The sequence below is a fragment of the Bordetella sp. MIP270_01_BMS genome (assembly GCF_054958705.1).
The window spans coordinates 2,726,622-2,739,984 of sequence record NZ_CM143297.1 but is presented as its reverse complement, the minus strand read 5'-3'; the positions used below and the strand labels follow the sequence as shown (position 1 = coordinate 2,739,984).

General features: G+C 63.6%; 14 protein-coding genes. 11 read left to right on the top strand and 3 right to left on the bottom strand.

Annotation, left to right across the window (positions count from 1 at the left end):
• Positions 1–278: 278 nt before the first annotated feature.
• A complete protein-coding gene (gene gntR / locus ACV17W_RS12800; RefSeq protein WP_462592705.1) occupies positions 279–1,307 on the bottom strand; it encodes an HTH-type transcriptional regulator GntR in 1,029 nt (342 codons plus the stop codon).
• 114 nt (positions 1,308–1,421) lie between these two features.
• Between gntR and ACV17W_RS12795 the strand changes: the two genes are divergently transcribed.
• From ACV17W_RS12795 to ACV17W_RS12780, 4 genes are all read left to right on the top strand, one after another.
• Positions 1,422–1,973, top strand: a complete 552-nt coding sequence (locus tag ACV17W_RS12795) for a TRAP transporter small permease (protein WP_462592704.1) — start codon at positions 1,422–1,424, stop codon at positions 1,971–1,973.
• 31 nt (positions 1,974–2,004) lie between these two features.
• Positions 2,005–3,285, top strand: a complete 1,281-nt coding sequence (locus tag ACV17W_RS12790; RefSeq protein ID WP_462592703.1) for a TRAP transporter large permease — start codon at positions 2,005–2,007, stop codon at positions 3,283–3,285.
• Between the two features lie 47 nt (positions 3,286–3,332).
• Positions 3,333–4,349, top strand: coding sequence for a TRAP transporter substrate-binding protein (locus tag ACV17W_RS12785; protein WP_462592702.1), 1,017 nt, complete (start codon positions 3,333–3,335; stop codon positions 4,347–4,349).
• A gap of 67 nt (positions 4,350–4,416) precedes the next feature.
• Positions 4,417–6,201 carry an IlvD/Edd family dehydratase gene (locus ACV17W_RS12780; protein ID WP_462592701.1) on the top strand — a complete coding sequence of 595 codons (1,785 nt, stop codon included), beginning with the start codon at positions 4,417–4,419 and terminating at the stop codon, positions 6,199–6,201.
• A gap of 126 nt (positions 6,202–6,327) precedes the next feature.
• Here ACV17W_RS12780 and ACV17W_RS12775 read toward each other — a convergent pair whose 3' ends face one another.
• Positions 6,328–7,158, bottom strand: a complete 831-nt coding sequence (locus ACV17W_RS12775; RefSeq protein ID WP_462592700.1) for an NUDIX hydrolase — start codon at positions 7,156–7,158, stop codon at positions 6,328–6,330.
• Between the two features lie 239 nt (positions 7,159–7,397).
• Between ACV17W_RS12775 and coxB the strand changes: the two genes are divergently transcribed.
• The 5 genes from coxB (at position 7,398) to ACV17W_RS12750 (ending at position 11,544) form a co-directional block, all read left to right on the top strand.
• A complete protein-coding gene (gene coxB, locus ACV17W_RS12770) occupies positions 7,398–8,555 on the top strand; it encodes a cytochrome c oxidase subunit II (RefSeq protein ID WP_462592699.1) in 1,158 nt (385 codons plus the stop codon).
• A gap of 94 nt (positions 8,556–8,649) precedes the next feature.
• Positions 8,650–10,260 carry a cytochrome c oxidase subunit I gene (gene ctaD, locus ACV17W_RS12765; protein ID WP_462592698.1) on the top strand — a complete coding sequence of 537 codons (1,611 nt, stop codon included), beginning with the start codon at positions 8,650–8,652 and terminating at the stop codon, positions 10,258–10,260.
• 21 nt (positions 10,261–10,281) lie between these two features.
• Positions 10,282–10,395, top strand: a complete 114-nt coding sequence (locus tag ACV17W_RS12760; protein ID WP_462592697.1) for a cytochrome oxidase small assembly protein — start codon at positions 10,282–10,284, stop codon at positions 10,393–10,395.
• A gap of 8 nt (positions 10,396–10,403) precedes the next feature.
• Positions 10,404–10,628: a DUF2970 domain-containing protein gene (locus ACV17W_RS12755; RefSeq protein WP_462592696.1), complete on the top strand. Its 225-nt coding sequence runs from the start codon at positions 10,404–10,406 to the stop codon at positions 10,626–10,628.
• A gap of 40 nt (positions 10,629–10,668) precedes the next feature.
• Positions 10,669–11,544 carry a cytochrome c oxidase subunit 3 gene (locus tag ACV17W_RS12750; RefSeq protein WP_462592695.1) on the top strand — a complete coding sequence of 292 codons (876 nt, stop codon included), beginning with the start codon at positions 10,669–10,671 and terminating at the stop codon, positions 11,542–11,544.
• Between the two features lie 105 nt (positions 11,545–11,649).
• Here the strand turns inward: ACV17W_RS12750 and ACV17W_RS12745 are convergent, their stop codons facing one another.
• Positions 11,650–11,850 (bottom strand): twin transmembrane helix small protein, encoded by a 201-nt coding sequence (locus tag ACV17W_RS12745; RefSeq protein WP_462596543.1) that lies wholly within the window; start codon positions 11,848–11,850, stop codon positions 11,650–11,652.
• A gap of 34 nt (positions 11,851–11,884) precedes the next feature.
• Here ACV17W_RS12745 and ACV17W_RS12740 point away from each other — a divergent pair, with 34 nt between their 5' ends.
• Together ACV17W_RS12740 and ACV17W_RS12735 are read left to right on the top strand one after the other, a co-directional pair.
• On the top strand, positions 11,885–12,643 hold the full coding sequence (locus ACV17W_RS12740) for an SURF1 family protein (RefSeq protein WP_462592694.1): 759 nt from the start codon (positions 11,885–11,887) through the stop codon (positions 12,641–12,643).
• A gap of 105 nt (positions 12,644–12,748) precedes the next feature.
• On the top strand, positions 12,749–13,324 hold the full coding sequence (locus tag ACV17W_RS12735; protein WP_462596542.1) for an SCO family protein: 576 nt from the start codon (positions 12,749–12,751) through the stop codon (positions 13,322–13,324).
• Positions 13,325–13,363 lie beyond the last annotated feature (39 nt).

Genomic DNA, 13,363 nt, shown 5'->3' with positions numbered 1-13,363 from the left:
CACTGCGAACGGCGGCAGCGCCGCTACGGAAATCCCCAGACAGCTGATTACCATCAAACAAGGGTGCCAAGCGGACCGCTTGACGGTGCGTCAACCGGTAAACATGGGTTACCGGCGAGCCCTGGCGCCCGCTTTCCAGCAGGGATGTCGGGCACGACGCAAGCTGAAAGGCGGTGTACGGGCTTGCCAACGCAGGCGTTCAACGGCACACGGCGCGGTGCGGCCCGGGTGGTGTCTTTCGTGCAAGACCCGCTGGCCGCAGATGGGAATGCGACGGATCAGGTGGTGTCGCGCTGCACCAGCTCGAAGCCCAGGTCGACGTGACGGCGGGCCGGCGGACGCCCTTCGAGTTGTTCCAGCAACAGGGTCGCGGCGGTAACGCCGATCTGGTAGCGCGGCGTGGCTATCGTGGAAAGCGGCGGCGTGGTCCAGGCGGTGCCCGCGAAATCGTGAAAACCCACCAGACCCATGCGGCCCGGCACGGCAATTCCGCGCCGTGCGCACTGGAACACCGCGCCTTGCGCCAGGTCGTCATTGCAGAAGAACAGCCCGTCGCAGTCGGGATGGCTGTCCACGATTTGGTCGAGCAATTCGGCGCCCAGGCCAATGGACGATTTCTGCGGCGTCATGATTTCAAGCTGCGGATCGTACAAGCCGGCCGCGCGCAGGGCATGGCGGGCGCCGTCGCAGCGCCGCAGCGAACGCGGGTCGAGCTGCGCGCCCACGATGCCGATGCGCCGGTAGCCCCGTTGCACCAGGTGATTGCAGGCGGCCTGTCCGGAATCGAACTGTGAAAACCCCACGCTCAGGTCGTCCGACTCGTCGGGAAGTGTCTCGATGGTGTGCACCGCCGGCATGCCGGTGGCGCGCAACAGCTGCCACACCGCTGGGGTATGGTCCACGCCCGTCAGGATGACGCCATCGGGAGAATGCTGCAGATGGATGCGCAGTTGCGCCTCTTCGGCGTCCATCGAGTAGCCTGTGACCCCTACGAGCAGGTGGTAGCCCTGGGCATCGAGCTTTTCTTTGATTCCGGTGATGATGTCCAGGAAAACGACGTTGCTCAATGAAGGGATAAGTGCAACCACGATGCGCGAGCGTGACGAGGCCAGGGCGCTGGCCGCATGGTTCGGCACGTAGCCCAATTCCTGGCAGATACGCAGCACCCGTTCGCGCAGGGCGGGGGCCACCTTCTCGGGCACACGCAATGCGCGCGACACCGTGATGGCGCTGACCCCCGCTCGCCGGGCCACCTGCTGCATGGTGACGCGGCCATCGCGGGTGCTGCGGGGCTTGCGTGCCGACATGTCGGAATCCGTAAAAAAAGAAAGTGCGTAGTCTGCCGGAAGGGGTTTACAGCCGCCATATGTTAGCGCTAACATCGCACACTGTTTGAAAAAAATCAACCGGAGACAAGATATATGCAGCCTGCATCCCAGCAGCGCCACACCCACGGCGCGCCCGCCTGGCTGGCACGGGCCGCCGATGTCTGCAGCCGTGTCCAGACGTGGCTGATGGTGGCCTGCCTGGCGACCATGGTGGTGCTGCTGTTCGGCAATGTGGCGCTGCGCTACTTGTTCAATTCCGGCATCAACGTATCCGACGAACTGTCCCGGCTGGCATTCGTGTGGTTGATCTTCCTGGGGGCGGTGCTGGCGCTGCGGGAACACCAGCACATTGCAGTAACCATGCTCGTGCAACGCTTCGGGCCGAGGGCCCGCAAGGCTGCCCATGTCTTTTGCCAGCTACTCATCTTGTGGGTGCTGTGGCTCATGGCTGATGGCGGGTTGGCGCAGACGGTGATAGGCATGGGAGGCCGTCTGCCGGTGACAGGACTGCCTTCAGCGGTTTTCGACGTTGCCGTGCTGTACGCCGCAGTGTCCATGGGCTTGATGGTGGCCGTGGACCTGGTGCGTGTCTTGTTTGGCGGAAGTCCGCCTTGCGACGCCCATGCCGACGAAACGCCGGTCTGAGCACCGCCCGGAACTCTAACGCGCACACATCATGATCCTGACTTTGTTTCTGGCGGTGCTGCTGGGGTTGATCGCCCTGGGAATGCCCATTGCGTTTGCGTTGCTGCTCAGCGCAGTCGCATTGATGTTCCAGCTGAACTTCTTCGATCCGCAGATTCTGGCGCAGAACATGCTCTCGGGCGCCAACAGTTTTGCGCTGATGGCTGTGCCGCTGTTCATGCTGGCAGGTGAGATCATGAATGCCGGCGGCATATCGCGCCGCATTGTCAACTTGGCCAGCATGTTCGTCGGCCACATCCGGGGCGGTCTGGGCTACGTGGCTATTTTCGCGGCCGTGCTGCTCGCGGCCCTTTCGGGCTCGGCAGTCGCGGACGCGGCGGCGTTGGGCACCCTGCTGATACCCATGCTGCGCAACCAGGGCTATAGCGCCGAGCAGGCCTCGGGGCTGATCGCGGCGGGCGGCATCGTGGCGCCCATTATTCCGCCTTCGATATCTTTCATCATCTTCGGAGTGGCCACTAACGTTTCCATCACCAAATTGTTCTTCGCCGGCATTGCGCCCGGCCTGATGATGGGGCTGACGCTGGTATTGGTCTGGACCTGGGTGGCTCGCCGCCAGGGCACCCTCGCACCCACACCGCGGCAGCCGTGGAGCGTCCGGCTGACGGCGCTGCGACAGGCGATCTGGGCACTGATGCTGCCGGTGATCATTATCGGCGGCCTGCGGGGAGGCATCTTCACGCCCACCGAGGCTGCGGTAGTGGCTGCGGTATACGCCCTGGTCGTCAGCCTCTTCGTCTACCGCGAGATCGGGGTGCGCGATCTGCTGCCGCTGTTTGTCAACGCTGCCCGTACTACGGCGGTGGTCATGTTCCTGGTGGCGGCGGCCATGGTGTCGTCTTACATGATCACACTGGCCGACATGCCGCAGGATCTTATCGACCTGCTGACGCCGGTGCTCGACCAGCCCAAGCTGCTGATGTTCTGCCTGATGATCCTGCTGATTCTGGTAGGCACAGTAATGGACCTGACGCCTACGATTCTGATCCTGGCGCCGGTCTTGATGCCGGTGGTCACCAAGGCCGGCATCGATCCGGTCTACTTCGGCGTGATGTTCGTCATGGTCGGTTGCGTGGGCCTGTTGACGCCGCCGGTGGGCACAGTGCTGAACGTCGTCTGCGGCGTCGCGCGCATCAATATGGAAACCATCTGCCGGGGCGTGTGGCGCTATGTGGCTGCCTACGCGATTTTGATAATTCTTTTGGTGATCTTCCCGGAGCTGATCACCGTACCCGCGCGCTGGCTTTATTGAAACGGCAGCGACCGCCGCCGGCGCACTCAGCAACCTGGAGGAGCATCATGTTCAAGACTTGCAAACACACCCTTTTGGCCCTGGCAGTGGCCGTGTCCTGCACGGCGGCCGGCGTGGCCACGGCGCAGGACATCAAGCCGCGCCTGATCCGGTTCGGCTATGGCCTCAATGACGACAGCGTGCAGGGGCGTGCTGCCCGCTTCCTGGCCGAGGAAGTGGCGCGGCTCAGCGACGGCAAAATGAAGATGCGTACGTTTGGTTCGGCCAGCCTGGGTCCCGACGAGCAGATGCAGAACGCCCTGGTCGGCGGCGTGCAGGAAATGATGGTGGGGTCAACCGCCCCGCTGGCGACGATGGTGAAAGAATTCGGCGTTTTCGACCTGCCGTTCCTGTTCAACAGCGACCAGGAGGCCGATGCCGTGCTGGACGGTCCGCTGGGTGAGCGCCTGCTGAAAATGCTGGAATCCAAGGGGCTGGTAGGCCTGGTGTACTGGGAGAACGGCTTTCGCAACGTCACCAATTCGAAGCATCCGGTCGTCAAGGCCGAAGACATGTCCGGTATCAAATTGCGCGTGATGCAGAACCAGGTGGCGTTGGGCGTGTTCAACGCGCTGGGCGCCAATGCCGTGCCGATGCCGTTCTCGGAATTGTTCACGGCGCTGGAGACCCGCACGGTCGATGGCCAGGAAAACCCGGTCACGACAATCCAGAGCAGCAAGTTCTATGAAGTGCAGCCCTTCCTGACCATTACCCGTCACGTCTACACACCCTGGGTCGTGCTGGCTTCCAAGAAGTGGTGGGACACCCTGTCGCCCGACGAGCAGAAGGTGCTGCGCCAGGCTGCCGAGGCTTCGCGCGATTTCGAACGCAAAGACAGCCGGGCAGATTCCAAGAAGGCCATGGACCTGCTCAAAGAGCACGGTATGAAGATCAACGTTGTGTCCGAAGAAGAAGTGGCGCGCATGCGTGAAAAGGTGCAGCCGGTAGTCGACAAGTACACCCAGGAACTGGGGCCGGAGCTGATCAAGGAATTGCAGGACGAAATCAAGAAAGCGCGCGGTTAAAGCGCGCACCGCGCCGGGCCCGAGGGCCCGGCATCATCACTTCCCAGTTGCATCGTAGCGATCCGCCATGTCCCAAACGCCCCGCAGACTGCGCAGCCAGCAATGGTTTGACGACCCCTCTCACGCCGACATGACCGCCATCTATGTCGAGCGCTACCTGAATTCCGGCATTACGCGCGCCGAGCTGCAATCGGGCCGGCCCATCATCGGGATCGCGCAGACCGGCAACGATCTGGCGCCCTGCAACCGGCATCATTTGCAACTGGCAGAACGCGTGAAGGCCGGCATACGTGATGCGGGGGGCATTCCCATGGAATTCCCCGTGCATCCCCTGGCGGAACAAGGCCGGCGTCCCACTGCCGCGCTGGACCGGAACCTGGCCTATCTGGGCCTGGTCGAGATCCTGCATGGTTACCCGCTTGATGGTGTGGTGCTGACCACTGGCTGCGACAAGACCACGCCGGCCTGCCTGATGGCGGCCGCCACCGTCGACATTCCGGCCATTGTGCTGTCGGGCGGCCCCATGCTTGATGGCTGGCACGACGGCCAGCGCGTCGGCTCGGGTACCGTCATCTGGCATGCGCGCAACCTGATGGCCGCCGGCAAGATCGACTACGAAGGCTTCATGACGCTGGCGACGGCGTCTTCGCCGTCCGTCGGACACTGCAACACCATGGGCACGGCGCTGTCGATGAACTCGCTTGCGGAGGCGCTGGGCATGTCGTTGCCGGGCTGTGCCAGCATCCCCGCCCCCTACCGGGAGCGCGGCCAGATGGCCTATGCCACGGGCATGCGTATTTGCGATATAGTGCGCGACGACATGCGTCCATCACAGATCCTGACCCGCGAGGCTTTCGAGAACGCCATCGTGGTGGCCTCCGCGCTGGGCGCGTCCAGCAACTGTCCTCCGCACCTGATCGCCATCGCGCGCCACGCGGGCGTGGACCTGACGCTGGACGACTGGCAGCGGCTGGGCGAAGACGTGCCCTTGCTGGTGAACTGCGTGCCTGCCGGCGAACACCTGGGAGAAGGCTTTCATCGCGCGGGCGGCGTGCCAGCCGTGCTGCACGAGTTGCAGGTCGCGGGCAAACTGCATGAAGGCTGCCTCACCGTCTCGGGCCGCACCGTGGGCGATATCGCCTCCGCCTCGGTCACGCACAACCGCGACGTCATCCGTACTTACGAAGCCCCGTTGCGGCATCGGGCCGGGTTCATCGTGCTGTCCGGCAACTTCTTCGACAGCGCCGTCATGAAAATGTCGGTCGTGGGCGAGGCGTTCCAGCGCTCTTACCTGAATACTCCGGGAGACGAGAACGCGTTCGAGGCGCGCGCCATCGTTTTCGACGGCCCCGAGGATTACCATGCCCGCATCGAAGATCCGTCTTTGAACATCGACGAGCATTGCATTCTGGTCATACGGGGCTGCGGAACGGTGGGTTACCCCGGCAGCGCGGAAGTCGTGAACATGGCCCCGCCCTCGCACCTGCTCAAGCGCGGGGTGGATTCGCTGCCCTGCCTGGGAGACGGCCGGCAAAGCGGCACATCGGGCAGCCCGTCCATCCTGAACATGTCGCCCGAAGCGGCCGTGGGCGGGGGGCTGAGCCTGCTGCAGACCGATGACCGCCTGCGCGTCGACCTGAATCAGCGCTCGGTGACCTTGCTGGTCAGCGCGGAGGAGCTGGCGCGTCGCAAGGCGAACGCCCCGCCGCCGCAGATTCCTCCGGCACAGACGCCATGGCAGGAAATCTACCGGCAGATGGTGGGGCAGTTGTCCACGGGGGGGTGCCTGGAACCCGCCACTCTGTACCTGCGCGTGCTCGAAACCCGAGGCGAGCCGCGTCATTCGCATTGAAACGCCGCATTGAAGCGGTCGTATGGCCCCCGGCCCCCGGCCCCCGGCCGCCGGCCCGGCGGGGGCCCTGCCGGCCAGCGGGCGGACGGCGCCGGGACGCGTTGGCGGGTACGCCGGCCTCGGGGGCTAGTCCCGGCCCAGCGCGCGCCGCTGCGCGATGTCTTCAAGGATGACCAGTGACGCCTCGACGGTGAATTCGCCCGCCTCGATGCGCTGAACCGCTTCGTCCACGTCGACATGGACGATTTCCATGACTTCACCGTCCTGGTTGGCCGGACGGGCGCCTTCCGGCAATACGCAGGTGCTGGTCATCAATTCTTCGACCTGATAGCCCTCGGGCAAGCGGCGATGCATGCGCAGGATCGTGCGCAGCGGAGAACGCTGCGTCAGCACGCTGGCGGCCAGGCCCGCTTCTTCGGCGCATTCACGCAGTAATGCCTGTTCCAGGTCTTCGCCGCTGCTGGCCAGCCCGCCCACCAGGGTGTCCCACATGCCGGGGTCGGTGGATTTGCTGAGCGCGCGCCGCGCGATCCACAGGCGGCCGTCGGGCGTCCAGGCATTCAGGTGCACCGCCCTGGTGAGCAGGCCCAATGGCCTTACGGCGGCGCGCTCGATGGCGCCCAGCCGTTCTGTGCCGGCGGTTACGTCCAGCAGTTCATTGCGCCAGCCGCGCAGACAGTCGGCCTCGCGCAGGGCGCTTGCCACGTTCGCCAGCAGCGCATCCAGTTCGGGCCCGGGCGCCATGCCGGGGCCGATGCGCAAGGCGTCAGGCTGTACCTGCACCCTGCCGAGACGGCCGACGGCGTCGCAGGCGGCGTGGGTGGCCCAGCCGCAGCAGCGGTCAGCCACGTATAGCGGCGTGGCCAGTTCGGGCGGGTGCTCTTGCACGCGCTCGGCCAATTGGGTGTACAGCGCGGCCAGCAGCGCGGGGTCGTCGGAAAGGGGCGGGTTCGGCATGGCGGGATTTTAGTTCAGGGCCTTGGTGGGGCGGCGCCAAATGGGGGCATCGGGCCAGGGTTCAAGAGGGCCAAATTACATAACATTGCGCGTCCGCTATAATTCTGCGGTTTCTTTGTGATTCGAGTGGGGTAGCCGGCCGTCGGCCGGGGTTGCACCTGCCGTCTAATAAATTGCGTGTATTCCGCTTGCGCTGCCAAGTGCTCGCGGAAACGCCCGCGCCGTGTTTCGAGGTAAGCATGAAGAAGTGGAGAGGGATACTGGGCGCCTGTGCATTGCTCTTGGGCAGTGTCGCCAACGCGCAGGTAAAAGACATGCCCGGCGGCCCGAAGGTCAACCAGCTCAACTTGCATGAAGGCGTGACACAAATCGCGCACGAAATCATGTGGCTGCACTGGCTGCTGCTGATCATCTGTGGGGTGATCTTCCTGGGCGTGTTCGGTGTGATGTTCTATTCCATCTGGGCGCACCGGAAGTCGCGCGGGCACAAGGCCGCCACCTTCCACGAGCACCTCGGCGTCGAAGTCGCCTGGACGGTCATTCCCTTCATCATCGTCATCGCCATGGCGCTGCCGGCCACCAAGACCGTGGTCGCCATGAAGGACACCTCCAGCTCCGACCTCACCATCAAGGTCACCGGCTATCAATGGAAGTGGGGCTACGAATACGTCGATGGCCCTGCCGCAGGCGTGAAATTCCTGTCGACCCTGTCCACGCCCCGTGCCCAGATCGAAGGCGACGAGCCCAAGGGTGAGTTCTACCTGATGGAAGTCGACAACAACCTGGTCGTGCCTGTCGACAAGAAAGTCCGCATCGTGCTCACCGCTGCCGACGTCATTCACTCGTGGATGATCCCCGACTTCGGCGTGAAGCAGGACGCCATTCCCGGCTTCCTGCGCGATACATGGTTCCGTGCCGAGAAAGTCGGCGTGTACCGTGGCCAGTGTGCCGAGCTTTGCGGCAAAGACCACGCCTTCATGCCCATCGTGGTCGAAGTCAAATCGCAAGAAGACTACGACAAATGGGTCGAAGAGCAGAAGCAGAAACTCGCCGCCAATGCCGACGACCCCTCCAAAGAGTGGACCCAGGAAGAGCTGGTCGCGCGCGGCGAGAAGGTCTACGCTGCCAACTGTGTGGCCTGCCACCAGGCCAACGGCAAGGGCGTTCCTGGTTCGTTCCCCGCGCTCGAAGGTGACAAGACCGTGTTGGGCCCGAAAGGTCCGCAGATCGACGTCGTGCTGCACGGCCGGCCTGGTACGGCCATGGCTGCCTTCGGTACGCAGCTGAATGATGTCGAGATCGCCGCGGTCGTCACGTATACGCGCCATGCCTGGAGTAATGCCGGCAAGGGCGAAGATCCCGTGGTACAGCCCAAGGATGTCGTGGCTGCGCGTTGATCGCGCAACCCCCATCCCCTGTTAGCAGAACCCGTCAAGAGACATCTGCCGGCCTCCTGGACAGAGACCGGCAATTAGCAGGAAGGAGTCCATCATGAGCAGCGCCACTGTAGACCACGTGTCGCCTGGCCACAGCCACGGTCACGAGCACGATGACCACCACGCCGCCCCCACCGGCTGGCGTCGCTGGCTATTCGCCACCAACCACAAAGACATCGGGACGATGTATCTCATCTTCTCGTTCGTCATGCTGCTTGAAGGCGGCCTGCTGGCTCTGCTGCTGCGCACCGAGCTGTTCGAGCCGGGCCTGCAGTTCTTCCAGCCAGAGCTGTTCAACCAGTTCACCACCATGCATGGCCTCATCATGGTGTTCGGCGCGATCATGCCGTCGTTCGTGGGCTTCGCCAACTGGATGATCCCGATGCAGATCGGCGCATCCGACATGGCCTTCGCGCGCATGAACAACTTCAGCTTCTGGCTGCTGCCGGTTGCCGCGATCATGCTCACCACATCGTTCTTCGTGCCGGGAGGCGCCACGGCTGCCGGCTGGACGCTGTACGCCCCGCTGTCGACGCAGATGGGCCCCGGCATGGACCTGGCCATCTTCGCGGTGCACATCATGGGCGCGTCGTCCATCATGGGCGCGATCAACGTCATCGTCACCATCCTCAACATGCGCGCGCCTGGCATGACGTTGATGAAGATGCCGATGTTCTGCTGGACCTGGCTGATCACCGCCTTCCTGCTCATCGCCGTGATGCCGGTGCTCGCCGCTGCCATCACCATGCTGCTCACCGACCGCCACTTCGGTACCGGCTTCTTCAACGCGGCCGCTGGCGGCGACCCGGTCCTGTACCAGCACGTGTTCTGGTTCTTCGGGCACCCCGAGGTCTACATCATGATCCTGCCGGCCTTTGGCATCGTGTCCGCCATCGTGCCCGCCTTCGCGCGCAAGAAGTTGTTCGGCTACGCATCGATGGTGTACGCCACCTCGGCCATTGCCGTGCTGTCGTTCATCGTGTGGGCGCACCACATGTTCACGACCGGCATGCCTGTCACGGGCCAGCTGTACTTCATGTACGCCACCATGCTGATCTCCATCCCCACCGGGGTGAAGGTGTTCAACTGGGTGGCCACGATGTGGCGCGGCTCGATGACTTTCGAAACCCCCATGCTGTTCTCGGTGGGCTTCATCTTCGTGTTCACGATGGGTGGCTTCACCGGCCTGATCCTGTCGGTGGCCCCGATCGACATCCAGGTGCACGACACCTACTATGTGGTGGCTCACTTCCACTACGTGCTGGTGGCCGGTTCGCTGTTCGCCCTGTTCGCTGGCGCCTATTACTGGGTGCCCAAGTGGACGGGCCGCATGTACAACGAAAAGCTGGGCAAGCTGCATTTCTGGTCGACCCTGATTTCGTTCAACGTCACCTTCTTCCCCATGCACTTCCTGGGCCTGGCCGGCATGCCGCGTCGCTACGCCGACTACGCCGGGCAGTTCACCACCTTCCACCAGATGGCAACCATCGGGGCGTTCTGGTTCGGCATCTCGCAGCTGCTGTTCCTGTACGTCATGGTGCAGTGCTACCGTGGCAAGGGCGCCGTGGCTTCGGCCAAGCCCTGGGAAGGCGCCGAGGGCCTGGAATGGACCGTGCCGTCGCCGGCCCCGTTCCATACCTTCGTCACGCCGCCGGAAGTGAAGTAATCGGGGATACGGTAAGCTGTCATGACTCCTGAACAACGTCGCCGCAACAAGATCGCCGGGCTGATACTGTTGGCAATCATCATTGCCCTGTTCGCCTGGACGTTCTACCGCGGTTCGGCCATTCTGGGCCAGTAACTGAAACCATGACGCACGATATCCGCGACGCAGCGCGCCGCAAGGCGAACTTCCTGCAGACGCTCAAAGCGGTTCTGTGGGGCATGTTCGGCGTGCGGCGCGGCGCGGGCTACGAAGAAGACTCCGGCAAGCTCAACCCCATCCATCTCATCGTGGCTGGGCTGCTGGCCGGGGCATTATTTGTGACGCTGCTGGTAGTGATTGTCCGCTGGGCCGTGGCCAGCCTGTCGTAAGCAGCAAGCATTTCAACAAATCAGTACCAGGGAGAAGACCATGAGTGCAAGCCACTCGGTTCAAGGTAAAGAGGCACCGTACTACTACGTACCGGCGGATTCGGCTCATCCAGTGCGCACTGCGGTGGCCCTGTTGGCCATGGGCCTGGGGGCAGCCTCCTGGTTCAACGACGTCAGCTGGGGCAAGTGGTTGTTGCTGGCGGGTCTGCTGGGCCTGTTCGTATCCTTGTATTTCTGGTTTGGCGACGCCATCCAGGAATCCGAGGCCGGCCTGAACAGCAAGCGTATCGACTTGTCGTACCGCTGGGGCATGAGCTGGTTCATCTTTTCCGAAGTCATGTTCTTCGCCGGCTTCTTCGGCGCGCTGTGGTACATCCGCACCATCACCACGCCTTGGCTGGGCGATCTCGACCACCGCCTGCTGCTGTGGCCCGACTTCCAGGCGGTATGGCCCAACTTCGGGCCGGCCGGCATTGTCGAAGAGTTCCAGACGATGGGCCCCTTCTGGCTGCCCACCATCAACACCGCGCTGCTGCTGACGTCGGGCGTGACCCTGACTATCGCGCACCACGCGCTGCGCGCCAATCACCGTGGCCAGACCATCTTCTGGATGGCCGCCACCGTGTTGCTGGGCTTCATCTTCGTGGCCTGTCAGGCTTATGAATACCACCATGCCATCTACGACCTGAACCTCAAGTTCAACTCGGGTGTGTATGGCTCGCTGTTCTACATGCTGACCGGCTTCCACGGTTTCCACGTCATCGTCGGCGCCACCATGCTGATGGTCATCCTCATCCGCCTGATGCGTGGCCACTTCACCGCCGATAACCACTTCGGATTCGAAGGTGCGGCCTGGTACTGGCACTTTGTCGACGTGGTGTGGCTGGGCCTGTATCTGTTCGTCTACTGGTTCTGATACTGCCCGCCAGATGCCGAATGCCCCCGTCAGGGGGCATTCGCACGCATGAAAGTCGCCTTTTAATGGCGTGATGTAATAACCAGGAACCGTCCGGCGCGGTTCCTATCTAATGCCTGTGCTATCGATCCAGCCCAGATGATGGGCCAGCAGCACGAACAGGAACAGGGCTACCGATAGCCCGATGCGCACGGTCAGGGCATTGACCGTACGGCTGGTAGAGCCCTTGTCTTTCATCAGGTAGACCAGGGCGGATGCCAGACTGGCCAGGATCCCGATGAAAGCCAGGATGACGAATACGCGCATGTTGGTCTCCGGGTAAAACGGAATTATTGCAGACATGGCTCATTCAGTTCGCCGTACCCTGGCAGCATTGATGCTGCTGGGCGTGGCCGTCGCCATACTGGCCTCGCTGGGTGCGTGGCAATTGCGGCGCGCCGACGAACGGCGTGCCTTGCAGGCCGCCATCGAGGCCGGCCGGGCCCAGCCGCCGTTGCTGCTGAGCCCTTCCACTGCCGCCGCGGAACTGCACGCGTGGCGTCCTGCGCAAGCAGACGGGCAATGGCTCGACCAATACAGCGTACTCCTGCAGAACCGCAATCAGGAAGGCCGCCCGGGGTACTGGCTGGCAACGCCGCTGCTGCTTGAGCCCGCCGGGCGCGACGCGGTGCTGGTGCTGCGCGGATGGCTGCCGCGCAACCTTGGCCAGGCTAGCCCCGAGCTGCCGGGCACGCCCTCGGGGGTGCAGCGCGTCAGTGGCGAACTGACGCCTCATGTGCCGCGCCTGTTCGAGTTGTGGTCGCTCGACGATACGCACCAGGATCAACTGCCCGCTACACTCCCGACGGCCGGTGGGGTGCCGCAGGTGCAGAATCTCGACCTTGCGGCCTACGCGCAGGCAACGGGCCTGTCCCTGCTGCCGGCAGTACTGATGCAGACGGGCGGCGACGACACTCTGGTACGCCAGTGGCCCCAGCCTTCCATTGACTACGACCAGAACCAGGGCTACGCACTGCAGTGGTTCTCGTTCGCCGCCATTGCCGCGATTGCCTGGCTGGTGGTGGCCTGGCGCGGCGTGCGCGGCCGCGCCGCGCGCTGAACACCCGGCAACCCATACCCCCTACGACGAATCTCAGGAAAGCACCCCGTGGCACCCGAATCCAATCCTGCATCCCCCACTGCCAAGAAACGCTCGCTCTTGCCGATGGTGCTGGTGTTTCTGTGCGCGCTTGCGCCAATCGTGGGGGCCTTCGTGATGTATTACAACCCCCAGTGGTGGCCTGAAGAATCCAGCAACTACGGCACCTTGCTGAATCCGCAGCGGCCCATGCCGGCGGCGCAGGACCTGCAGCTCACGACGCTCGATGGCCAGCCCTTCGACCTCCGGTCTCTCAAAGGCAAGTGGCTGCTGGTCAGCGCGGGCGAGGGCACCTGCCTGGAAGCCTGCGCGCGCAAGCTGTTCATCACGCGCAACTCGCATGCCAGCCAGGGCAAGAACGTGGATCGCCTGATGCGCGTCTGGTTCATCACCGACGACGCCAAAGTGCCCGAGAAAGTCCTCGAAGCCTACCGTGGCACGGTCATGGTCCGGGCTCAGCCCGACCAGTTGGCGCGCTTCCTGCTCGCGCGCGACACGGCCGCCGGCGAGCCCAGCCTGCTCGATCCCATTTGGGTCATCGATCCGCTCGGAAATCTGATGTTGCAGTTTCCCGCCGACGCCGACGGGGTGCGGGTGCGCAAGGACATCAGCAAGCTGGTCTACAACTCCCGCGTCGGATAGGGCAGCCCCGTCAATGCCGGCTCGCCTGGCCTCTAGTCA